The organism is Janthinobacterium sp. BJB446 (assembly GCF_002735655.1).
Classification (GTDB): domain Bacteria; phylum Pseudomonadota; class Gammaproteobacteria; order Burkholderiales; family Burkholderiaceae_D; genus Janthinobacterium; species Janthinobacterium lividum.
Window position 1 is genome coordinate 742,180 of the sequence record NZ_PDZK01000001.1, and the last position, 23,058, is coordinate 765,237.

The 23,058-nt window shown below is 63.5% G+C and carries 21 protein-coding genes; 10 read left to right on the forward strand and 11 right to left on the reverse strand.

Annotated features, from left to right (window positions below; genetic code table 11):
* The first annotated feature begins 4 nt into the window (after window positions 1-4).
* Window positions 5-1,159, forward strand: a complete 1,155-nt coding sequence (cydB, locus tag CSQ92_RS03385) for a cytochrome d ubiquinol oxidase subunit II (protein WP_099393239.1) — start codon at window positions 5-7, stop codon at window positions 1,157-1,159.
* 22 nt (window positions 1,160-1,181) lie between these two features.
* Complete coding sequence (cydX, locus tag CSQ92_RS03390; RefSeq protein ID WP_070258990.1) at window positions 1,182-1,307, forward strand: cytochrome bd-I oxidase subunit CydX; 126 nt, start codon at window positions 1,182-1,184, stop codon at window positions 1,305-1,307.
* Between the two features lie 62 nt (window positions 1,308-1,369).
* Here cydX and CSQ92_RS03395 read toward each other — a convergent pair whose 3' ends face one another.
* On the reverse strand, window positions 1,370-1,618 hold the full coding sequence (locus CSQ92_RS03395; RefSeq protein WP_143450270.1) for a hypothetical protein: 249 nt from the start codon (window positions 1,616-1,618) through the stop codon (window positions 1,370-1,372).
* An 84-nt stretch (window positions 1,619-1,702) separates the two neighbouring features.
* Window positions 1,703-1,882 carry a hypothetical protein gene (locus CSQ92_RS03400; RefSeq protein WP_034786014.1) on the reverse strand — a complete coding sequence of 60 codons (180 nt, stop codon included), beginning with the start codon at window positions 1,880-1,882 and terminating at the stop codon, window positions 1,703-1,705.
* A gap of 165 nt (window positions 1,883-2,047) precedes the next feature.
* Between CSQ92_RS03400 and CSQ92_RS03405 the strand changes: the two genes are divergently transcribed.
* Window positions 2,048-2,770, forward strand: a complete 723-nt coding sequence (locus CSQ92_RS03405; RefSeq protein WP_099393241.1) for a hypothetical protein — start codon at window positions 2,048-2,050, stop codon at window positions 2,768-2,770.
* 8 nt (window positions 2,771-2,778) lie between these two features.
* Here CSQ92_RS03405 and CSQ92_RS03410 read toward each other — a convergent pair whose 3' ends face one another.
* The 3 genes from CSQ92_RS03410 to CSQ92_RS03420 form a co-directional block, all read right to left on the reverse strand.
* Window positions 2,779-3,747 (reverse strand): IS1595 family transposase, encoded by a 969-nt coding sequence (locus tag CSQ92_RS03410; RefSeq protein WP_099393242.1) that lies wholly within the window; start codon window positions 3,745-3,747, stop codon window positions 2,779-2,781.
* A gap of 734 nt (window positions 3,748-4,481) precedes the next feature.
* A complete protein-coding gene (locus CSQ92_RS03415) occupies window positions 4,482-4,856 on the reverse strand; it encodes a DUF1294 domain-containing protein (protein ID WP_034786011.1) in 375 nt (124 codons plus the stop codon).
* Window positions 4,857-4,915: 59 nt separating this feature from the next.
* The gene (locus CSQ92_RS03420) at window positions 4,916-5,482 is read right to left on the reverse strand and encodes a methylated-DNA--[protein]-cysteine S-methyltransferase (protein ID WP_071653300.1); all 567 of its coding nucleotides are present in this window, start codon (window positions 5,480-5,482) and stop codon (window positions 4,916-4,918) included.
* A 106-nt stretch (window positions 5,483-5,588) separates the two neighbouring features.
* Here CSQ92_RS03420 and CSQ92_RS03425 point away from each other — a divergent pair, with 106 nt between their 5' ends.
* Window positions 5,589-6,347: a nucleotidyltransferase domain-containing protein gene (locus CSQ92_RS03425; RefSeq protein WP_099393243.1), complete on the forward strand. Its 759-nt coding sequence runs from the start codon at window positions 5,589-5,591 to the stop codon at window positions 6,345-6,347.
* Between the two features lie 18 nt (window positions 6,348-6,365).
* On the opposite strand, the gene CSQ92_RS03430 is transcribed toward CSQ92_RS03425, so the two are convergent.
* Window positions 6,366-8,174, reverse strand: coding sequence for a carbohydrate binding domain-containing protein (locus CSQ92_RS03430; protein ID WP_099393244.1), 1,809 nt, complete (start codon window positions 8,172-8,174; stop codon window positions 6,366-6,368).
* 182 nt (window positions 8,175-8,356) lie between these two features.
* Window positions 8,357-10,591 carry a TonB-dependent siderophore receptor gene (locus CSQ92_RS03435; RefSeq protein ID WP_161789601.1) on the reverse strand — a complete coding sequence of 745 codons (2,235 nt, stop codon included), beginning with the start codon at window positions 10,589-10,591 and terminating at the stop codon, window positions 8,357-8,359.
* A gap of 337 nt (window positions 10,592-10,928) precedes the next feature.
* On the opposite strand from CSQ92_RS03435, the gene CSQ92_RS28975 reads away from it, so the two are divergent.
* Window positions 10,929-11,795: a hypothetical protein gene (locus CSQ92_RS28975; protein ID WP_180276921.1), complete on the forward strand. Its 867-nt coding sequence runs from the start codon at window positions 10,929-10,931 to the stop codon at window positions 11,793-11,795.
* A gap of 3 nt (window positions 11,796-11,798) precedes the next feature.
* On the opposite strand, the gene CSQ92_RS03445 is transcribed toward CSQ92_RS28975, so the two are convergent.
* The 4 genes from CSQ92_RS03445 to CSQ92_RS03455 all read right to left on the reverse strand — a co-directional run bounded on the left by CSQ92_RS03445 (window position 11,799) and on the right by CSQ92_RS03455 (window position 15,702).
* Window positions 11,799-12,197, reverse strand: a complete 399-nt coding sequence (locus tag CSQ92_RS03445; protein ID WP_034786005.1) for a bacteriohemerythrin — start codon at window positions 12,195-12,197, stop codon at window positions 11,799-11,801.
* A 320-nt stretch (window positions 12,198-12,517) separates the two neighbouring features.
* The gene (locus CSQ92_RS28980; protein ID WP_161789600.1) at window positions 12,518-12,673 is read right to left on the reverse strand and encodes a hypothetical protein; all 156 of its coding nucleotides are present in this window, start codon (window positions 12,671-12,673) and stop codon (window positions 12,518-12,520) included.
* A gap of 162 nt (window positions 12,674-12,835) precedes the next feature.
* Window positions 12,836-13,021, reverse strand: a complete 186-nt coding sequence (locus tag CSQ92_RS03450; RefSeq protein ID WP_099387374.1) for a hypothetical protein — start codon at window positions 13,019-13,021, stop codon at window positions 12,836-12,838.
* Window positions 13,022-13,158: 137 nt separating this feature from the next.
* Window positions 13,159-15,702, reverse strand: coding sequence for a PepSY domain-containing protein (locus CSQ92_RS03455; protein WP_099394568.1), 2,544 nt, complete (start codon window positions 15,700-15,702; stop codon window positions 13,159-13,161).
* A gap of 211 nt (window positions 15,703-15,913) precedes the next feature.
* On the opposite strand from CSQ92_RS03455, the gene CSQ92_RS03460 reads away from it, so the two are divergent.
* From CSQ92_RS03460 to CSQ92_RS03480, 5 genes are all read left to right on the forward strand, one after another.
* On the forward strand, window positions 15,914-16,477 hold the full coding sequence (locus CSQ92_RS03460; RefSeq protein WP_099393245.1) for a sigma-70 family RNA polymerase sigma factor: 564 nt from the start codon (window positions 15,914-15,916) through the stop codon (window positions 16,475-16,477).
* Window positions 16,467-17,486 (forward strand): FecR domain-containing protein, encoded by a 1,020-nt coding sequence (locus CSQ92_RS03465; RefSeq protein WP_218964030.1) that lies wholly within the window; start codon window positions 16,467-16,469, stop codon window positions 17,484-17,486. The genes CSQ92_RS03460 and CSQ92_RS03465 overlap by 11 nt, the downstream gene beginning before the upstream one ends.
* An 83-nt stretch (window positions 17,487-17,569) precedes the next feature.
* The gene (locus CSQ92_RS03470) at window positions 17,570-19,975 is read left to right on the forward strand and encodes a TonB-dependent siderophore receptor (protein WP_099393246.1); all 2,406 of its coding nucleotides are present in this window, start codon (window positions 17,570-17,572) and stop codon (window positions 19,973-19,975) included.
* 105 nt (window positions 19,976-20,080) lie between these two features.
* Window positions 20,081-22,414, forward strand: coding sequence for a TonB-dependent receptor (locus tag CSQ92_RS03475; protein ID WP_257219112.1), 2,334 nt, complete (start codon window positions 20,081-20,083; stop codon window positions 22,412-22,414).
* 133 nt (window positions 22,415-22,547) lie between these two features.
* A complete protein-coding gene (locus CSQ92_RS03480; protein ID WP_099393247.1) occupies window positions 22,548-23,045 on the forward strand; it encodes a Fur family transcriptional regulator in 498 nt (165 codons plus the stop codon).
* Window positions 23,046-23,058 lie beyond the last annotated feature (13 nt).

Consider the following 23,058-nt stretch of genomic DNA (forward strand, 5'->3'; position numbering starts at 1 on the left):
GACCATGATTTTGCATGAAATGATTTCTTACGAAACACTGCGCCTGATCTGGTGGCTGCTGATCGGCATCTTGCTGGTGGGCTTTGCCATCACGGACGGCTTCGACCTGGGCACGGGCATCCTGCTGCCCTTCGTCGGCAAGACGGACCTCGAGCGCAGGGTCGTCATCAACAGTATCGGTCCCGTGTGGGAGGGCAACCAGGTGTGGCTGATCCTCGGCGGCGGCGCCATCTTTGCCGCCTGGCCGCAACTGTACGCCGTCTCGTTCTCGGGCTTTTATCTGGCCATGTTCGTCATCCTCGTGGCGCTGATCGTGCGTCCCGTGGCCTTCAAATTCCGCAGCAAGCGCGAAGACCCGCGCTGGCGCGCCCGTTGGGATGCGGCCCTGTTCGTGGGCGGTTTCGTGCCGGCCCTGATCTGCGGCGTGGCGATCGGCAACGTGTTGCAAGGCGTGCCGTTCCGTTTCTCGCCAGACATGCACATCTTCTATGACGGCAGCTTCTTTGCGCTGCTCAACCCGTTCGCCCTGCTGTGCGGCCTCGTCTCGGTCGCCATGCTGGTGATGCACGGCGCCACCTGGCTGCAGCTGAAAACGGACGGCGCCGTGGCCGAACGGGCGCGCCGCTACGGCAGCGTGGCGGCGATAGCGACAGTGGTGCTGTATGCGCTGGCCGGCGTGGCCCTGTGGCTGTGGGTCGATGGCTACCGCATCAGCAGCACGGTGGTGGTCGACGGTCCGTCGAATCCGATGCTGAAAACGGCTGAAGTCCACGTGGGCGCCTGGTTCCTCAATTTTGCCGCCCATCCGTGGACCTGGATCGCCCCAGCGCTGGGCTTGCTTTGCCCGCTGCTGGCCTTCGCCTTCCAGCGTGCGCGCCGCGAAGTGCCGGCCTTGCTGGCCAGCGCGGCCGGCGTCGCCGGCATCATCCTTGGCGTGGGCGCGGCCATGTTCCCGTTCATCCTGCCATCGTCGATCGACCCGCGCGCCAGCCTGACGGTATGGGATTCCTCGTCAAGCCACATGACCCTGTTCATCATGCTGGTCGTCACGGCCGTCTTCATTCCCCTCATCGTGGCGTACACGACGTGGGTATATAAAGTGCTGTGGGGTAAGGTTGATGGAAAAGCTATTGAAGACGAGAGCGGTCACGCCTACTAAGAATCAACGAAAGGATATAACTATGTGGTATTTCGCCTGGATACTGGGACTTCCGCTGGCGGCGACTTTCGCCGTGCTCAACGCGATGTGGTATGAAATCGCCGATGGCGACACGACGCCCGAGCAGTACCGCGACACGCCGAAATAGGAAGGTGTCGGCTTGACTGGCCCCGCCCCGTGCGCATGCATCGGGCGGGGCTTTTACTTTGATCACAGCAAAATGAATTCGCCGCGGATGCGCAGCTTCATGCCGCGCGGCGCATCGGCGCCCGCCGCCACGGCCCAGGCCGTGATCCATTGCGCGCAGCGTTCGCGCTCGGCCGCATCGTGCAGCCGTTGCAGGCGCGCATCGGCCTGGTCGATGCGCTGGGCCAGATACAGGCGCTGATCCATGGGGTCCGTCTTTTTGCTGTAGTGCTGCATGGCTTTTCCTTCCCGCGTGGCAACTTCATTTGTCATGGCATAGCCATGTACGCGCGGGCGGGGCGGCCGGATTCAGTTTCGGCAAAAAAAAGCCACCGCAAGGGTGGCTGATGGGGGGCTTCAGGATGGCGTCTTGCCGGCAGGTTTCGGGGTGGCAATGGCGATCGGGTCGCTGGCCGGAAAGCTTTCCTTCAGCGCTTCATCGAGCGCTTCCTCGGCATGGCTTTCATTGGCCGGCGTGGGCGAATCGCGCTCCGGTGGCGGGGCGGGTGCGGTGGCGGCGTTGGTGCTCGAATGCATGATGATCCCCTTGCGGTGGTGCGCCAGCGGGCCGGAATGGCCATGGCGCGTGCTGATGCTTCCAGCCTAGCACATCGCGCAAAAAAGGCGCGCCCGCTGCGCCTGCCGACGGGGATGATGGCGGCGTCTGCTACACTGCGCTCCACTTTTATCGACGGAACCGCCATGACCTCCCTTTCCTTGCCGTACCGCGCCACCGCCAATGACGCCTGTGCCTGGCTGGCTGAACAGACGGGCACGCCTTGGACCCTGGCACGTTTGCTGGAGCAGGGCGGCTTGCCCTACGTCTGGCTCGATTACAGCGAAGAATGGGCCGAGCTGTTCCATGACGGCGTGACGCGCTATGCGGCACCCGTCGTGTTCATCGGCGACAAGCAGCACCTGGCCTCGGGCGCCGATGACGTGTGGCTGCGCTTTACGCGCGACTCGGGCAACATCGCCATCGAGCTGAAGGCGCCGGGACTGCGCGTGCCGGTCGATGGCTTGCACTTCCAGGAGCGCGATCTATTGCGTTTGCTCAAGGAACTGCAGCATCCACAGCCGGACCCGGCCGAAGCTGAAAAAGCGGCGCCGGTGGTCTTGCCCAGCGCCTTGAAGGGCCTGGGCCGCGAGCAGATTTTGATTGCCTTTGCCGGCGTGGGCAAGATCGACCTGGACAAGGGGTTGGCCAGTGGCGTGGGCATCTTTGGCGACGATGGCGCGCGCGTGCGCAAGAATTCGCGCGGCGGCAAGAACAGCCACCTGTGGCATCCGGTGACGTTGGCGTTCGGCTTGCACGATGTGCACCGCGTGCCGATGGCGCACCTGAAGAAGGCCTTCGCCGCGCAACCATTGCTGCGCGAATGGAAGGCGGACTGGCTGGAATCGCTGCGCTTGCTGGGCGAGTAATAATATGGCTATGTCACCGTCAGATGTGGGAATGCTCCCAGCGTTGCTTTCAATAACGTTTCTGGTGAACGGATGCGCCTGGCGTCGAGTATCCAGCGCCATCCCAGGTAGTTCGGCAGGTAGCGCGTCGCCACGCCGTGAAAGGGACGTAGCCATTGCCGCAAGCGGCTGTGATACGCATTGACGTTCTGCACGTGGGCGGCACCCTGCACACGGATGCCGGCGCGCAAGTTGACGGCCTGGTGGCTGATGCCCGCCTCCCTGGCAAACGCCCGGTAGGCGGCATGGCCATCCGTTACCAGCAGAACATCCTTGTCGATGACGGGCAACAAACAGCGGTGCAGCTGCGCCTTCGTCAGCGCCCCTTTTCCCGTGACGAAATCGAGGGTCTGGCCTGTGCGGTCGCGCGCCACCAGGATGCAGACCTGTTCATTGGAAATGCCGCGTTGGCGGGCATGGCCGCCCCGGCGGCGGGCCGGACGCGTCATCTGCCTGGATCCCTTTTCCGATTCCAGTACATACAGCTCATCGGCCTCGGCAATGCCATGCAGACCGTGCGGCCGGTCCGTCCTGGCTACGCTGAGAAAGCGGTGGCGCCAGCGAAAAGTGTTGTTGCGGTGCAATCCCAGCTGCTGCGCGGCCTGGCGTACCGACCTGGACTCCAGCAGGCAATCGGCATACTCGCTCCACAGCGCCTTGTGGCGCAAGCGGGCTAGCGGCGTGCCCGTCAAGGCATTGAAGGTGCGCCCGCAAGGCACGCAGCGGTAGCGCTGCAGGCCGTGCGCATGGCCATGCCGGTGCAGGCGAGACGAGTGGCAGGCGGGACAGGCCAAGCGCGGCTGCGCCACACTTTCCAGCAGCGCGATAGTCGTGTCGTCTGGTGCGTTGCCAAGCAGTAGGAGCATTGCTGCCTGCCGCTGGCGTCGGTTCAATTGCGCAAACTGCGCGATAAAGCTGATCCATTCGGCTGGCTGCATGATCTGCTCCCTGCATGGTGGCTATGCAGAGTCAGACAGCACTGCCAAGGGAAGATTCCGGCAGTTCCCCTATTTACCGATGACAGAGCCAATAATATTGAATCGAACCCGCCACGCCTCGTGATGCGCGGTAGCCACGGCGGCGTCTCGTGTGGCGGCATCAGCCTTTCGATACTTTATTCACTCTCCTCGATTCTGCCACCGCATTGCGTATAGCACGCTCTGTAATCTGCCTCGCATTGCCACGTTCCAGCTGTGTTGGAGGAACAATATTGCCGTTTCTTCGAGCACAGTTCCCGGTCAGCATCTGTTTTCGCAACTGCCAGGCAAATGGAGACGGTACTGACGTTCCTCATCTCACAAGCCTGTACCTGGGCCGCCGCAACTTGCTCTTTGCCTGCGATGCATATTTGTTGATTGGTCCCGCAGCTCGTCACGCATTGACGGCCCGCGTCGGAGTCCGGGGGAATAAAGCGATAGCTGGTGCAGCCGGCCAGACTGATGGCGAAACAAATCGCCACAGCAAGGCGTGACAAGAAGGAATTGTGGAATTGCAAGGTACGCATGCTTGAAAAGTGCTTTCCCGTGTAGATGAATGGGGTTGAATATCGTATATATATTGATATTCTGACAGGCGATCTTTTCACGAACAATGCACTGCAATAACTGTTACATCTTAGCGGGTGGAACTGCTTCTGGACAACGGTGCTGTGCGAGCGAGAAGCCGGGCAGTTTTACAGTTCGATCGGCGCCACCTCGGTGCCGATATCGGGCGCCGCGTAATGCATGCTGAAATACACGAAAGCGCCGATGTTGATGGCGACCGTGATCCAGAACGCGATGCGGAATGAACGCTTGCTGGACTTGTGGCGCAGCCATTGCTGCGCCAGTACGGCGCCCGGCCAGCCGCAAAACAGTCCCAGCAGCAACAGGGTGCGTTCCGGCGTGCGCCAGCGTCCCTGTTTTGCGGCGGACTTGTCGATCGCATAGGCGACGAAACAGCTCAGGCTCAGCACGCCATACACGAGGGCGACCAGGGCGGGAATGTGGAAAAAGAAAGTGGCCAGTAAATACAGAACAACAAAGAACAGGATGACAAGGTAGGGCATATGATGTGTTTGCTTGAGCGCGGGGCGTGAGTATCCCACAAGGGGAGCGATGCTGCAGCTTAAAACAAACAGCCTTGCGCCGTATCGATGGGCACGGCGCGGCGGCGGGCGTGGCCCGTTTTCAGCGCTTCGCGGTCGCTGGACAGGGCGATGCCTTCCAGGGCCAGCAAGGTTTCCTTGGCATGCAGGCCGCCCGCAAAGCCCGTCAACTCGCCCGTGGCGCCGATGACGCGGTGGCAGGGGGCGATGATGGAAATGGGATTCTTGCCGTTGGCGGCGCCCACGGCGCGCACGGCGGCGGGACGGCCGATCTGGCGCGCGATCTCGCCATAGCTGCGCGTCTGGCCGTACGGTATCGTCAGCAGCGCACGCCACACTTCCTGCTGGAATGGCGTGCCGGCAAAATCGAGCGGCACGTCGAATTGCTGGCGCGTGCCGGCGAAATATTCCGCCAACTGGCGCGCCGTTTCCTGCAGCACGGGGCAACTGTCATCGACGCGCATCGCGCCCAGACGCACGCGGTTGGGCTTGTCGTTTTCCCACAGGATGGCGGTCAGGGCCGCGCCGCGCGCCACCAGGGTCAGCTCGCCCACGGGCGAGGGCACCACGATGCAGTCGTATTCCATGTTTGTTCCTTGATCAGATGGCGCCAGTTTAGCAGGATGGCGGCAGCGTGCATGTCGTCTGCACGATCGCGTGTAGGATAACCTTTTTCGGCCCGGAGAATGTGCTTTGACGACGATCCCTACCTATGACGATATCCGCGCGATTGCCGCGCGGCTGGTGCGACAGCAATATCCCACGGCCGTGGCGGCCATCATCGGCGGCTCGTTCGCCACGGGCCGGCAGACGCCCAGTTCCGATATCGACTTGCTGCTGCTGTTCGACCACGTCGACTGCGCCTGGCGCTCGACCATCGTGGCCGAAGGGCGCACGGTGGAACTGTTCGCGCATGACGTGGCCACGTTCACGTATTTTTGCAAGGAAATCGATGCACCTGGCGGCACGGTGCCGCTGGCGAGGATGGTGCTGGAAGGCGAGAACATCGCCGCGCCCGGGCCGCAGCACGCGCAGCTGCTGGCGCTGGCGCAAGCCATCGCCGCCGCCGGGCCGCCCGTGCTCGATGCGGACAATTTGCAGCGGCGCCGCTACGCCATCACCACCTCGCTGGAAGACCTGGTCGACAGCCGTCACCCGGGCGAGGCGCTGACCGTTGCCTGCCAGTTGTATCCGGCGCTGGCCGACCTGCACTTGCGCGCGGCGGGACAGTGGAGCGGTGAGGGCAAGCACCTGTTTCGCCGCCTGCTGGCGTTCGACGCCTATATCGCCGGGCAACTCGATGGCGCGCTGCGCCTGGTGGCGGCCGACTTGCCGGCCGGCCAGCATGCGTTCGGGCAGGTTGCCGCCGCCGTGCTGGCGCCGGTCGGCGGCCCCTTGCTCGATGGCTTTACCTTGCCGGCGCCCGCGCACTGGCGCAGCGCGCCGCAGTAACTGTCCCGCCAGGGGGATTTACTGCTGCGGCCAGCGCTGCGGATAATGCCTCTTGATGTAGTCGGCGACGGCCTTGACATCGGCATAGCCGGCATTGCCGCGCCAGGCGGTGTACATGAAGCCGTTGACGCCCGTTACGCCATTGCTTTCCGCCTGCGCCAGCGCCTCCATCCAGGAATGCACATTGCCGGTGTCGAGGGCGCTGTCGTCGTAGTAGCCGGCGATCATTTGCCGATGCCCGAGGCCATGGAAGAATTCCAGCGATGCCTTGCGCTTGGCGGTCCCTTCATCGCTCCAGTTGACGATGACCGTTGTCGTCTTCAGGCCTTCCCATGAGTTGCTCACATCGCCGTTGACGGCCCAGTATTTGGGAATGGCGTTCATCTTCGGATCGAACATGTCATTCCAGACATACAGTTCCAGATTCGGGTACGCTTGCAGCAGGGTTTCCTGGTGTTTCTCGATCATGTGCGCCAGATATTTGCCAGCCGTGATGTTGCCGCAGGCAGGATCCCAGTTGAGTACCCGGTTTTCATCGTAGTAGAGGAAGAATTTCGTCGGGCCGTCGAGCAGGCCGTGGATATTGTCGTAATACTGTTTCTGGATATCGAAGAATTTCTGATAGCAGGCGCTGGCCGGCGTACTCCACATGGAGGTCATGTTCTGCGCCGACTGGTAGGCTGATACGTGCAGGATGGCGCCTTCGCCGATGCTGCTTTGCGCGGGAAGGTTCAGCGCTTCCGTGCCAACGACATAATCGAGCGATTCCACATACGTGATGCTGCCGTCTTCCGACTTGACCGTGACGGGCAAGGTCGCGGGATTGCGCCGTATCGTATGGGCCAGGCCGATCTGTTTGATGTCCAGATCATCGAGCCAGACGGCGCCAGCCTGCAGCAGATTCACTTTCCAGCTGCCGATATACAAATACGTCAGGGGATTATTCCCTGTATTGAAGTCCAGATTATATTGTTTCCAATCCTGCGTGCCGGCCAGTGTGTTGCCGCTGCCATTCCAGGCGCCATTTTGCGTACCCCAGCCCAGTCCGGCGTTGGCATTCGAATACATTGGCGCCTTTGCCGTGGGATCGGTAATCTGTATCCTGAATGCGGCGTCGGGATGGTAGTTTTCAGTCTTGATCCAGAACGATGCGCGGTAAGCGGTGTTCGGGCGCAGGTTGCTTAACTTGCGGTGCAGCCGGGCCATATTGCTGTCTCCAGCCTTGCTGAATTTAATCGAGCGCTGGCCCGTGTGCGCGACCGTATTGTCGACAACGCTGTTGCCTGCCGTTTTTTCAAACAATTCCCATGCCGGGCTGCTGTTTTCAAAACCGGGATCGTCAATGGCAGACAGGCCGACAGGCACCGCGCGCCTGCCTTGTACGATAAACGGCGTATCGATGGCCGGCAAGGCCTCGATCAAGTCCGGCGCGGCACTGACGGGGACTTCCGGGCCGCCGCCGACCGGTATCAATTCGATGCCGTTATCCCTGGCCGCCTGCACCACCAGGGCGAAATTGGGGAAGTAATTGGGATATTTTGCCGCCGTGGCGGGATTGAGCATGGCCACATAGGAACCGCTGCCGCCCGCATTGAGGGCGATGCCGTTATAGCCCTCCGCCTTGGCGACATGAATCAGCTCGATGACCTTGTTGAAACTGGCATCGGCCGTGGAGGCTGCTGCCGTAATATTGCCGCCGTAATAAATCCAGCGTTTTTCAAAGCAGTTCGTGCAAGCTGGCGCTGCCGCGTTTGCGGAAAGCACCGGCAGCACGCCGGCGCATAACAGCGCCAGTGCCGTCCAGACAGCCGTCTTTTTCATTTCCATCAGATATCCCTGTTTTAAATTTTTGATAATATCAAAAAATTATTAACGCAAGGACGTGTTCATCGCTGATTGTTGCCTATTTCAATTCCATATCAATGAATGCGCTATCGCGCAGATCATTGCCATTCACGGCACGGCGGACAGGGCTTCGTCCGCCGTGCTGGCGCCGGCGATACGCTTATTTAAAACGCCGTGCGCACGGCCAGGCTGATGTTGCGCGGTTCGCCCCAGAACACGCCGTCGAAGAAGCCCACGTTGCGGTAGTACTTTTTATCGAGCAAGTTATTCACGTTCAACTGCACGCTGGCATGCTTGCTGAGCGCATAGCTGGCCATGGCGTTGACCAGTGCATAGCCGGCCTGCGGGATATCCGTGATCGTGCCCGATGGCGGGCGGCCGTACCACGATTCACTGTAGGTGGCGCTTTGCGCCGTCATGCTGGCGCCCGCTTTCAGGCCAGCCAGGCTGCCGTCGAAGCGGTAGCTGGTGGCCAGGCGCAGCAAATGGCGCGGCTGCGTGGTGGCGGCGCGGCGGCCATCTGCCTCGGCCGCGTGCAAGTAGGTATAGCCGCCGCTCGCTTCCCAGGCGGGCGTGATCTGGCCGGAGACGTCGAATTCCACGCCCTTGGCCGTCACGCCGGCGCCATTGGCCACCATGGCCTGGCCGCCGTCGGGCAGCAAAAAGCCGGGCGGCACCGTGCGGTCGAGTTCCGCCAGGTTCTTTTTCTTCGTGTGGAACAGGGCGGCCGATGCATTCAGCTTGCCTTCATAGAATTCGCCCTTGATGCCCAGTTCCGCATTGTCGCCCGTTTCCGGCGCCAGGAACTGGTTGTTGCGGTCCTTGCTCGATTGCGGGTTGAACAGCTGCGTGAAACTGGCGTAGGCCGAAAATTGCTTATTGATGTCGAACACGGCGCCCACATACGGCGTGACTTCATTGCGCGTTTCCACGAAGTCGCTGTTGTCCGTGTGTACACCTCGCGTATCGTAGTTGCGCGTATCCGTGCGGTACGTGCTGCTGCGCGCGCCGATGATCAGGTGCAGCGGGTCGGCCAGGCTCAAACGCGTGGCCACATAGCCGCCCGCCAGGCGCGTCACGGTTTCCGTGTGCGAGCCGTCCGGGTGGAACACGGGACGGGGAATGTTGCCCGTCCAGCTGCGGTAATCGGGGATGAAGTCCGGGTAATTGATTTCCGCTTCGCCGCCCAGCGAGCGCGAGCGCTGGTTGCCGCCGTTCCAGCCGACGATGGCCGTGTGCTTGCGTCCCAGCAAGGTGAAGGGACCGCTGGCGTACACGTCGAAATTGTCGCTGTTCTTCTTGCCTGCGCCCCAGGCGCCCGTCCACAGGCGCATGCCTTCACCGGTAGCCGGGTCGGGATGGCCCGCGCCCGCATAGGCGACGGTGGTGCGGTTCGTGCTTTCCGTGCGCGCATAGCCCAGGTGCATATTCCAGTTACCGGGCAGGCGCTGGTCCAGCGATGTGAATAGCGTGTGCTGCTTGTTGGCCCAGGTGCTCCATGGCGTCGTGAAACTGGTGTTGCGCGGCAAATTGGCCAGGCTGCCATCTGCGTTCCAGTACGGCACGGCGCCCCAGGTGGCGCCCGTGGGCTTGTTGTCCTGGAAATCGACGCCAGCCGTCAGCAGGGTGCCGGGGCGCACGTCCGCCTCGACGATGACCATGCCGACCGTCTTGCGCTCGTGATACATGTCCAGGTAGGAATCGCGTTTTTGCCAGGCCAGGGCTGTGCGCGCACGCACGCTGCCCTCCGCGTTCAGCGGCGTGGAGAGGTCGGCCTCGACGCGCTGGTCATCCCAGCGGCCCATGATCAGGCCGGCGCTGGCCTGGAATTCCTTCGTCGGCCGCTTGCGTATCATGTTGATGGTGGCCGACGGGTCGCCCGTGCCGCCCATCAGGCCGGTGGCGCCGCGCACGACCTCGATGCGGTCATACAGGATCGTGTCTTGCAATGGCGCATTGCCGCCGCGCGCCATGCCGTCGATCTGGATATTGTCGATGCCGAAGCCGCGCGCATAAAAGGTCGTGCGCTCCGTATCGTTCTGGCCCACCTGGATGCCTGTCGTCTGTGCCAGCGCCTGGTCCAGGCGCACGGCGCCCAGGTCGTCGAGCAGCTGGCGCGTGATGACGCTGACCGATTGCGGCGTTTCGCGCAAGGACAGGTCCATGCGCGTGGCGCTGCGCGCTTCGCCCGCCGTGTATGACTGCGTGCCTTCCGTGGTAGCCGTCGACTGGCCCAGCACGGTGACGGCTGGCATGGTGACGTCGGCCGCAGCGGCGTCGGCAGCCTGTGCCGGCAGGACCACGCCGGCGGCAAGGCTCAGCAGGGCGATGTGCAGCAGGCGGGGGAGGGGGCGCAAGGCGGGCTGGTGCGAAGAAGAAAATACGGTAGTCGATTGCATCATTGTCCTGGAATATTGTAGTCGTGTGTTTTCCTATCTCGTCTGGCGAGGTGCGCAGTAGCTGGGGGGATGGCGTGATGCTGGCCCGTGGTCTGGCTTGGATAGCAGTTCCACCGCAAGGCCCGGCGCGGTCGGGCAGTGGAAAAGAAGGGCGCGCGATTCCCGTCACTTTCGTGAATAAGAATCATTATCAATATAGGTGATATTTGCCAAATAATCAAGCGTGCGCACCAAAAGAGTGCAGACAGAAGTGCAGGCAGACCCGGGGCGGCGCATCGGCGGGCCTTCTGCGATAATGCAGGCGCTGATAAAATATTTTCCTCATTGAAAGAAATGCATGCGTACATGGATCGCTTGTGCCGGATGGTTGTGTGTCGTGTCGCTGGGCCAGGCCCAGGAACACGCGCCGCCGCCGGCTGTTCCCGCGCCGCTGCAGAGCGCCAGCGTGCCCGCCGCCGCCGTATCGCCACCCCTTGCGCCTGCCACGCCTGCCATACCCGCCGCGGCACCGGCACCGGCACCGGCGGCGAGCGCAGACGATGCCTTGCCACCGCAAATGGTGACGATCACGGCCAGCAGCGACGCCAAGGCGCCGCGCATCCGTTTCACGGCTTACCGCGAAAGTTATCTGACGGCCAGGAAAGTGTGGCAAGTGTCGAGCGGCAGCGTGGTCATGGCCCTGCGCCTGATTCCGGCCAAGCTGAGCGCCACCATCGACGACGTGCGTGTGGCCTTGCAAGGCAATGGCGCGCCTGTGCCGATCAAGGTCTCCAGCGGCGGGGTGTTTGTCGTGCCGCTCAACGATGACATCGCCGCGCAGGACGGCACTTTCCTGGTGAACAAGGGCAGGGGGGAGCTGACGGCGAATATCGTCCTCCAGCCGTCTGTGGCGCGCGATGCCTGGAACGTCACGCGCGTGGGACAGGTCTTGCAGGACGCCAGGCGCGCCGTGCGGGCCATCACGCCATGGTACAAGCGGCCGTTCGCCAGCGATGTGCAATCGTTGGCGTTTTGCGCGGCCGAGCGGGGCAGCGCCTTGCAGTTGATGGATGGCGAGCAACTGATCGCCACCTTGCCCATGAACGAGTCGGCCGTCAACGACATCAACCAACCCGTGTTCTGCAAGATTTTCGACGGCGAAGACAAATACCCGGGACACTACCGCGTCGTCATGCCCGAGCAAGCCACGGTGCTGCTGCTGTAGAGGTCAGTTTGGCTGGCGCTGCACCATTTCCAGCGCCGCCGCCAGGGCCAGATCCATCGTGGCCTGGTGGAAGATCAGCCATTGCGGCAAGAGCGACAGCGCATGGCGGCCCTGTTCCAGGTCGCCTTCATCGACGGCGGCCCAGGCATGGTGCAAGCCGCTGAGCACGCGCGCATGCTGTTCGCGGTGGTTGGCCAGCGAAGGAAAGGCGATCTGCTCCATCAAATCCTCTTCCTCGCGGAAGTCGCGTTCGACGGCCGCAATCAGTTCGCGAAACGCCACGCTGAAATGCTGGTCGCCCAACTGCTGCAGCCGCGCCAGCTCCTGAAACAGCGCCTCATGCGCCTCGTCGATGACGGGAACCCCCAGCGCCATCTCATCCTTCCAATGCGATTTACCCATGCCGATGCTCCAGGTTAAGTCCGTCACGGTGCGAAGCGGACTGTTCCAGTTTGGGCGCAGCAAAGGTGGAAATCCATGATCTGGATCAAAAGTACGGCGAAGAGGGGGAGCAAATCAAGGCAAAAATAAATGGGAGGAGAGAACAAATCCCCACCCGCAAAACAAAGCGGTTTTAACGATGCAATCCACTACCGAGCGCCGCTGAAAAACGCCGCTGGCAAGGCGCCGCGCCGAAGGCAGTACGAATGTACGACGAGGCACGGCAACGCAGTCAGCGACGTTTTCTCAGCCGCGCGTCTTATTGTTCTCAGCCGCGCGTCTTATTGCTTGGGCCAGTGGGCCCACATGCCTTGCGCATCGACATTTGGCACCTGCAATTGCTGCCCGGCGGACGTTTGCATCGTATCCCTCAGCACGAGGGGCACGAGCATCAAGGCCGACAGGGCAAGGCAGGCCAGCACTTTGAGCGTCAACATGGTCGTCTCCTGATGAGCCGGTGGCGGCGCGGGGGTGCGGCGCCTGCCGGTCACTTCAATCGCGTACGCATATCTTTATTTCATGCTTGCAGTTTAGCCCACCTGGTCGTAACTTCAACTTATTGCTGTGATGCACTGCACCAGTTCGCCTGCTGCCGGGGGCTATTTCGCCTTGCGCCCGCGTCGTGGCTTGCCTGCCGGGGGCAGGAAGGAATCGAACCACACTTGCGTCAATTGCCGCGTATTTTTCGCCGCTTCGCGCTTGACGGCGGCCGTCGCATGGCCGCGCGCCGTGTTGGCGATGCGGTTGGCGGCGCTCAGGTACATGCTCATCCAGGGGTTTTTCATGGCTAGCCTCGCAGACTGTGGGTGGGGCGGCGCGGATATGTCTCCATGCCGCCATGCCGCTACTGTAGTCCGATGGCAGGCGCTGACTGTGCGCCTGCCCACATAGCCGGGCGGCGCCGGGGGCAGGCTGATGTAGATCAATACACGTCGCGGCGGTAGCGTCCGGCCGCCAGCAGGGCATCGAGTCCCTCCTGGCCCAGTACTTCTTGCAGTACAGCATCGATTCCTGTGGCCATGCCTTGCAGGCTGCCGCATACGTAGACGATGGCCCCTTGCGCCAGCCAGTCGCGCAGTTCGCCGGCGCTGGCGCGCAGGCTGTCCTGCACGTATTGCCGTGTTTCACCATCGCGCGAAAAGACGCGGTCCAGACGTGCCAGGTGGCCAGCGTCCAGCCAGCCTTGCAACTCTGCGCCGCAAATACTGTCAAAAGCTTGCTGGCGCTCGCCGAACAGCAGCCAGTTGCGGGCCAGTCCCGCCCGCTGGCGCGCGCGCAAATGCGCACGCAAGCCGGCCAGGCCGGAACCGTTGCCGATGTAAATGCAGGGTACGTCGACCAGGGCGGGTGCGAAGGCGGGATTGGCTTGCAGGCGCAGGCGGATGGAGGTGTCCAGCGGGGCGAAGCGCGTGAGCCAGCCGGAACAGACGCCATAGCCCTGGTTGTCATCGCCCGCATGGCGCTCCTGACGCACGAGCAATTGCAGTTCGCCATCGGTTGGCAGCGAAGCGAGCGAATAGCTGCGCGGCGCGTGATGGGCACTGCCTGCCTCGCCATCGCTGCCGTCCGCATTGCATGGGATGATTTCCGCCAGCGCACCCGCTTCCCAGGTGGCATCGGCCGGACCCGTCAAGGTGATTTCATGCAGTTCGCCGCCCAGGCTGCCCGGGTTGAGCAGCACGCGGCGCGCCAGGCGCCACTCGGCATATGACGCTTCTTCCTGCACACCGATGGCGTCGATGGCGCTGCCGCTGCAGCGGGCCAGCGCTGTGGACCAGCTGGCCAGGGCGGCCGGGTCGTGCTTGTCCACTTCGATCAGGGGGAACAGGGGCGTGGCGCCCAGCGCCTGCAATTGTTGCGCGAGCGTACGGCCAAAGCCACAGAAGGCGCTGTAATGGCGGTCGCCCAGGGCCAGCATGCCGAATTCCAGGCCCGCCAGCGGCTTGCCGGAGGTAGCTTGCAGCAGGCGCGCGAAGCGGCGCGTGCCATCCGGCGCCTCGCCTTCGCCAAAGGTGCTGGCGACGATCAGGGCCCGTTCGTACTGGCGCAGTTGCGCGGGATCGAACTGGTCCAGCGATTGCACGTCGACGGCCACGCCCGCCTGCTGCAGGGCGCGCGCGCTTTCCAGCGCCAGGCGCTCGGCCTGCCCCGACTGGCTGGCGTAGGCCACCAGGGTTGGCAGACCCGTGTCCGTCTTGCCCGGCGCGCCGGCGCCCAGCATGGCGCGCTGCGCCCGCACGGCCCGTTTTGCCTTGCGGCGGCCCAGGTACAGCATCCAGCCTGTGATGGCGAACAGGGGCAGGCCCAGGCTGGCCAGGGTGACGATGATACGGCCCGGCAAGCCAAAATACGTGCCCATGTGCAGCGGATAAATGATGTTGACGAGGCGCGAACCCAGCGCCTGCTGGCTGTACGGTTCGTTTTCCGTCACCGTGCCGTCGGCCGGCAGGATGCTCATGCGGCTGCGCGCCCGCTCGTGCGGCGCGTCGCTGGCCAGCCACGTGAATTGCACGGCTTCGCCGGCGCGTGTCGGCAGGCGCACGCTGGCCAGGGTCCAGCCGGGGGCATGCTGCTGGAAGCTGCTCCAGGCCGGGCCGATGTCGACGGCCGGTATTTCCTTCTTCTCCTTGGACTGGCCTTTCTTGCCCGGCGCCTGCGCCTGTGCCATCCTTGGCGGCTTGCCGGCCCAGGCGTCGATATTGTCGCGCACCACGTCATAGCTCCAGTAAATGCCCGTCAGGGTCAGCGCCACGTAGACGACCAGGCACCAGGTACCGGCCACGGCGTGCAGATTCCACAGGAAGGAGCGGCCTTTCAGGGCAGGGTCGAAGGTGAGCCAGGTGCGCCAGTCCAGCGGACGGCGGGGCCAGCGCAGATACAGGCCCGATAATGCCAGGCCCAGCAGGCACAGGGCCAGCGCGCCCGCCACTTGCCGGCCCGGATCACGGGGCAGCAGCAGCCAGCGGTGCAGCGATTCCGTCCACTCGAAAAAGCCCGCCCCCGTCAGCGCCGGCTGGGTCGCTCCCGTGTACGGGTGGACATAAATGGATTCGCCGCGCCGCTGGCCATTCTTCGGCGCGAAGAATAAACGAGGCGCCGCGCCCGCCTCCGCATACATGGTGATCGAGGCGACGCGCTGGCCGTGTTCTGCAGCGGCAATGTTGCCCAGCTGGGCCGGCGTCAGCGGCGCGCGGCTTTCCACGGCCACATGGCGCACGCCGGGGTTCATGAGGTCCAGCAACTCATCCTTGAAGGCCAGGGTGGCGCCGCTCAGGCCTATGATCACCAGCACCGTGCCGGCCGTGATGCCGATAAACCAGTGCAATTGAAACCACACCTGCTTCCAGCTCCAGTGCCAGCGCCGCCGTTGCGGGACGGCGGCAGGCTGGCGCTGCTGTTGGCGGGACTGCGGAGCCTCGTCGGCGCTGGCGCGCAGCTGGGGTTGTGGCAGGGAGGAGGTGGTCATGGCGGCTTTCGATGGCGCCGCCATGCAAGGGCGTCAGACATGGCGGGGAAGAAGGAAGGCTGACATATTAACGTAAACGAGAATCATTCGCAAATGATGGCGCACTGGCACTGTTGCGCAAAATGCCCGCGCCAGGCCGGGATGATGCTTTTGATAATTTACATCATCGTAAAATTGTGTGAAAATGAAAATCATTCTCATTCGTGATGCAATGCTGACCTACTTGACCGGCAAGTATGGCAGCCCCTTTGTTTGTTTGCCCGTGTCCACCATTTCTCCCTCCCTCGATACTTTTAGCGACCTGTACGCCAGCCACCATGGCTGGCTGTATAACTGGCTGTGGCGCAAGCTCGGTTGCCGCGACGGTGCGGCCGACCTGGCGCAGGACACCTTCGTGCGCATGCTGGCGACGCAGTCGGCGGACAGCCTGCGCGAGCCGCGCGCCTACCTGAGCACGGTGGCCAATGGATTGCTGGTCAATCACTGGCGTCGCCTGACCCTGGAGCGCACGTTTCTGGCGGCCCTGGCCGGCCGTCCCGAGCTGACGGTGCCGTCGCCCGAAGAGCGGGCCCTCGTGGTCGAAGCCCTGTGCCGCATCGACGCCATGCTCGATACCTTGTCGCCGCGCGCACGCCAGGCTTTCCTGCTGGCGCAGCTCGACGGCCTGACGTATGCGCAGATCGCCGGCCAGCTGGATGTATCCGAACGCATGGTGAAAAAATACATGGCGCAAGCCATGCTGCAATGCATGCTGTGTATGGATAATGCCGCCTAAGCCAGGCGCCGTCATGCCGCCGGCCGACTACGCCATCTTGCAGGAAGCGGCCGAATGGTTCGCCGTCCTGCGCGGCGAAGACGCTGATCCTGCCGACCAGCAAGCCTGGGAGCGCTGGCATGCCAGCTCTCCTGCCCACCGCGCCGCCTGGCGCCGGGTGGAAGCCGTCAGCGCCGAATTTCGCCAGCTGCCCGGCGAACCGGCGCGCCAGGCGCTCGACGCTGCCGGGCCGCGCCAGAGCGACGCCGCGCGCCGCAGCCTGGTCAAGGGCTTGCTGGCACTGTGCCTGACGGCCGGCACGGGTGGCGCCGCGCTGCTGCGGCGCGATACGCGCAGCTGGGTCGCCAGTCTGCATGCGGGCGAAAAAACGCCGGTCGGCGCCATCCGCCAGCTGGCGCTGGCCGACGGTTCGCAACTGTGGCTGAACACGGCAACGTCCCTCGACATCGATTACAGCGACACGCTGCGCCGCATAGCCCTGCATGGCGGTGAGATTTATATCAGTAGCGCGCGCGACAGCCGGCAACCGGCGCGGCCGCTAGTGGTCGACACCGTGCATGGCCGCCTGCGCGCGCTGGGCACGCGTTTCAGCGTGCAGCCGCAAGGCGATGCCACTTTGCTGGCCGTCTACGAGGGCAGTGTCGAGGTGTCGCCCCGCGATGGCGGCGTGCCGCGCATCGTGCCGGCCGGCCAGCAAGTGCGCTTTGGCGACGGTTTTATCGGCGAGCCATACGCCGCCGACCCGAACGGGGCTGCCTGGATCGAGTATCGCCTGCAACCGGAGCAGATGCGGCTCGATGATTTCCTCGCGCAACTGTCGCGCTACCGCCGCGGCCACCTGGGCTGCGCGCCCGAAGTGGCCCACCTGCGCCTGGTGGGCAGCTATCCGCTGGCCGACACGGACCGCATCCTGGCGGCGCTGGAAGCGACCTTGCCCGTCAGGATCAACCGCGTGCACGACTGGTGGGTCACGGTGGAAGCCCAGTTGCCCAGTCAAAACAGTAAATAAGAATATTTCTCAAAACGGGTTCCCTTTTTGAAAAGTTGTTTGGCAAGGTAGAAGTAACTTGCTCAACATCAATAAGGAATGCCGTGCCGTCGTACCCCGTCTCCCTGCCGTTTGCCCGCCGTCTGCTGCCGCTGTCCCTGGCTGCGGCGCTGCTGGCCGTGCCTGCCATGCATGCCATGGCAGCGGCGGCGGAAGAGACCGTGCACAGCTTCCGCATCGCCGCCGCGCCCCTGGGCCAGGCGCTGCGCCAGTTTGCGGGCCAGGCGGGAATCTTGCTGTCGGCCGAAGGCGGCTTGACGCAGGGCAAACGCAGCGCCGGCTTGAACGCCACCTTGGCCACGGGCCAGGGCTTGCAGCAATTGCTGGCAGGCACGGGCCTCGTGGCCGTGCAGTTGCCGGACGGAAGTTACATCGTGCGTCTGGCCCCCACGCCCCTGCGCGCCGACCTGGACGGGGAGGGCGCGGGCCTGCAAGTGCTGGCGCCCGTCACCGTGCAGGGCAGCGGCGACGATGGCTACCGCCGCGCCAGTTCTTCCGCCGCCAGCCGCAACGATACGGCCTTGCGCGACACGCCGCAGGCCGTCAGCGTGGTGAGCCGCGAATTGATACGCGACCAGGACATGCGCACCCTGGCCGACGCCATGCGCTACATGCCGGGCGTGGGCATGGCCGCGGGCGAGGGCAACCGCGATACGGCGGTGATGCGCGGCAACAGCTCGACCTCGGATTTCTATCTGGACGGCATGCGCGACGACGTGCAGTACTACCGCGATTTCTACAATATCGAAGCGGTCGAGGCCATCAAGGGGCCGAACGCCCTGGTCTTCGGCCGCGGCGGCGGCGGTGGCATCATCAACCGGGCCACCAAGCAGCCACAATGGACGAACGACGGTGAAGCGAGCGTGAGCCTGGGCGCCTGGCGCAACCGGCGCGCCGCGCTCGATGTGCAACAGGTCTTCGGCGGCGATGTCGCCGTGCGCGTCAATGCCATGGCGGAAAACAGCGATTCTTTTCGCCAGGGCGTCAAGGTGCGCCGCAGCGCCATCAATCCCGTGCTGGCCTGGCGCTTGTCGCCGCGCACCAGCGTGGTGGCCAGCTATGAACATTTTCGCGACGACCGCGTGACGGACCGGGGCCTGCCTTCTTACCAGGGGCGGCCGTTCGAAACGGACCAGTCCACGTTTTTCGGCATCCCCGGCAGCAGCCCGTCGTGGGCGTATATCGATGCGCTGGGCGTGACCTTCGAACATGATATGGGCGGTGGCGCAAGCCTGCGCAACCGCACGCGCCTGGCCGATTACGACAAGCTGTACCAGAACGCCTTTCCCGGCCCCGTCAGCGCCGATGGCGGGAGCGTGACCGTGCTGGCGTACAACAGCGCCACCAGGCGGCGCAACCTGTTCAACCAGACGGACGTCGAGTGGACGGTGGCGGCCGGGACCGTGCGGCACCGGTTGACGGCGGGCGGCGAACTGGGCCGCCAGACGACGGACAATCTGCGCAACACCGGCTATTTCACTACCCTGGGCGACAACGTCACCCACATCAGCCTGCCTACATCGCATCCCGTGACGGACTTGCCCGTGACCTTCCGCCCCAGCGCCACGGATGCGGACAACCATGGCGTGGCCGATACGGCCGCCCTGTACCTGCAGGACCAGGTCCGCTTCAGCCCGCAATGGCAGGCGGTTGCCGGCATGCGCTACGAGCGCTTTGCCGTCGATTTCGTCAACAAGCGTACTGGCGCGCGCATCGCCCGCACGGATACGCCGTGGTCGCCGCGCGCCGCCCTCATTTACCAGCCCGTGCCCGCGCTGTCGCTGTATGCCAGCGTCAGCCAATCCTTCCTGCCGCGCGCGGGTGAACAGCTGGCATCGCTGACGCCCAGCAATGCCGTCTTTGAGCCGGAGCGTTTCCGCAACGTGGAGCTGGGCGTCAAATGGGAGGTGACGCCGCTACTCTCCGCCAGCGCGGCCGTGTACCGCCTGGAACGCAGCAATGTGGCCGTCACCGACCCCGCCGATACGACGCGGGCGATGCTGGTCGACGGCCAGCGCAGCGAGGGCCTGGAACTGGACGTGAATGGCAAGGTCCAAGCTGGCTGGAGCATCGCCGGCGGCTATGCGTGGCAGCGCGCCGTGCTGACGGCCACGCAGGCGACGACGGCCGTGGAGGGCGCCACGGTGGCGCATGTGCCCAGGCACAGCCTGTCGCTGTGGAACCGCTACGATTTTTCGCCCGCCTGGGGCGCCGGCCTGGGCGTGATCGCCCGCAGCGCCGTATACGCCTCGGTGTCGAATACGGTGGTATTGCCCGGCTTTACCCGTGTCGATGGCGCCGTCTACTTCAAGCCGCAGGGAAATTTTCAGCTGCAGCTGAACATGGAAAATTTATTCAACAAGAAATATTACGCCTCCGCCCACAGCAACGACAACATCGCGCCCGGTTCGCCCCGGGCCTTGCGCATGACGGCGCTGTGGCGGTTCTAGTTTTGTAGGCGCCAGGTTTGCAGTACCCAAGCAATCAACGAGCCAGCCAACTGCCGGGGGCAGTAGCCAGCCAATTTATTCCATCCGATACATTGAAAGATAGCGATGACATCGAAAGACAAAGCGGGCGTTACCATCCGCAGCCGCAAGCACCACACCACTTCCACGCCGCGCATGCATGGCACGGCCCTGGCCGCGTTTGCCACCCTGGCCATGCCGCTGGCGCTGCACGCGCAAACGACGGACAAGCCGCAGCAGTTGCAGGAAGTCAAGGTCGTGGGCACGGCTGACCGCCTGATCCAGGCGCCCGTCAAATCGGCCAACGACAAGCTGACGGCGCCGCTGCTGGACACGCCGAAATCCGTCACCGTGATTCCTGCTGAAATCATTTCGCAAACGGGCGCCGTCTCGCTGACGGATGCGCTGCGTACCGTGCCGGGCATCACCATCGGCGCCGGCGAAGGCGGCAACCCCGTGGGCGACAACCTGTTTATCCGCGGTTACAACGCGCAAACGGATACGTATATCGATGGTATCCGCGACACGGGTTCGCAATCGCGTGAAATCTTTGCGTTGGAACAAATTGAAGTCGTCAAAGGCCCGAACTCGGCCTACGGTGGACGCTCGTCCGCAGGCGGCGGTGTCAACCTGATCAGCAAGACGCCGAAAGCGGAAGATTTCACCAACGCTACCGTCGGCCTGGGCAGCGCCAAGTACCGTCGCGCCACGGCGGACGTGAACCGTGTGATCAGCGACGACGTGGCCGTGCGCCTGAACGTGATGGCGCACGATGCCCACGTTGCCGGCCGCGACTTCATCAATGGCGACCGCTGGGGCATCGCGCCATCGATCACCTTCGGCCTGAAATCGGCCACGCAGGCGACCCTCAGCTACTACCACATGCAGTCGAGCGAATTGCCGGACACCGGCTTGCCGTTCAACAACCCGTTCTCGTCGGGCGCCAATATGTCGAAAAACGGCAATGGCACGCCCGTCAACGTGCCGCGCGACACCTTCTATGGCCTGGTGAACCGCGATTTCCGCGACACGCAGAGCGATATCGGCACCATCGACGTGCGCCATGACTTCGGCAACAAATTGATTTTGCGCAACGTGACCCGTTACGGCAAGACCAGCAACGACTACGTGTGGACCCAGCCCGACGATTCCAAGGGCAACACCATGCTGTACGGCACCGTCTGGCGCCGCGCCAACACGCGCACGACCGATACGGACGCGCTGGCCAATGCGACCAGCCTGGGCGGCGAATTCCTGGCCGGCGGCGTGAAGCACACCTACACGGTGGGCCTGGAAGTCGGCCGCGAGGAAACGGATCGCAGCTCGTATCTGTTCAGCCCGGGGACGAACAATTTCCTCACCAAGTCGACCACTTGCCCCACGTCGGGCGCCGCCACCGGCTACAACTGCGCACCCTTGCTCAACCCGAACGCCAACGACCCATGGGTCTACACGCGCACGGTGTCGCCTGCACGCACGAACATCGTCACCAACACGCGTTCCGTGTATGGTTTCGATACCATCGAGTTCACGCCGCAATGGCTGCTCAACGTGGGCATCCGCTGGGATGACTACAAGAGTTCGCTGAACACGCCGCAATACACGCTCGACGGCAAGACCACCGCCGCCACCAGCGCCAATGTGCACGCCACCTTCGCCAGCTACCAGGCCGGCCTGGTCTACAAGCCATCGACCAACAGCAGCGTATATGTTTCCTACGGCACCTCGTCCACGCCACCGGGCAATGACGGCGGCGACGGCATCGACGGCTTGACGGTCGCCATCCAGAACTTGAAGCCGCAAGAGAGCAAGAGCTTCGAGCTGGGCACGAAATGGGAAGTGCTGCCGGGTGGCCGCCTGTCCGTGAGCGGCGCCTATTTCCAGAGCGACATGAGCAATGCGCGCGTGACGGCACCGGACGGCACCACGCAAAACGTGGGCGACAAGCAAGTCAAGGGTATCGAGCTGGGCGTGAGCGGCAACATCACCAAGGAATGGTCGGTCTTCGGCGGCTACACCCACCTGAACGCCATCGTGGAAAACAATGGCTATGTCACGAATGGCGTGATCAATGGCGTGACGCAATACGCGCCGTCGCCGTACAACGGCAACCAGTTCCCCACCACGCCAAAAAACAGCGCCTCGCTGTGGACCTCCTACCTGGTCACGCCCGCCATCACGGTGGGTGGCGGCGTGAACTACGTCGATAAAGTCTATGCGAACGTGGCCAACAACAAGTTTGCCCCGGCTTACACGCGCTTCGACGCCATGGCCAGCTATGTGGTCAACCGCAATGTGACCCTGCAGCTGAACATCCAGAACCTGACGAACAAGCTGTACTTCGACAAGGTTTCCTCGCCGCACTATGCTGGCGTGGCCCCTGGCCGTTCCGCAACCGTGACGGCGAACATCAAGTTCTGATGTTCGCCCGTTTGAGGTAGCGCAAGGCGCCGTTCCAGTAGTCGGGAACGGCGCTTTTTTTTATTTCCCGGTTCCCTTTTGACGTTCTCGCTTGGCAAGGTAGGGAGAGCAGAACGCACAAGCGGAGAATCCCATGCAAGACATTCAATACCAGGGCGATGGCCGCGTGTTCGAGCGTTTGCGCGCCGTGCGCCTGCGCCCGACCAGCGCGCGTATCTGCATCTTGCAAGTGCTGGCCGGCACGCAGCGGCAAGCGATGAATGCGGAAAGCATTTATCAGCAACTGCTGCACATCGGCATTGCCGTCAGCCTGGGCACGATTTACCGCGTGCTCAAGGAAATGGAACTGGCCGGCTTGCTGCTGCGCGAGCGCGAAGCTAGCGCCAGCGGCAACAAGGCGCGCTACCTGATCAAGCCGGACCAGGTGGAGACGGACAGCTGCTACCTCGTGTGCAGGGTCTGCGAGCGCAGCGTGCTGGTGCAGGATGCGGCGCTGGTGGAACAGCTGCGCCAGACGGCGGTGGCGCACGGCATGGACATTGGCGCGAACGTGATTTCCGTGCAGATGCGCTGCAGCCAGTGCGCTGAAGAAGCGCAGGCAGGGCGGGGCAAGCCCTTGCGGGCCGCCTGACGGCGCCGCCTTT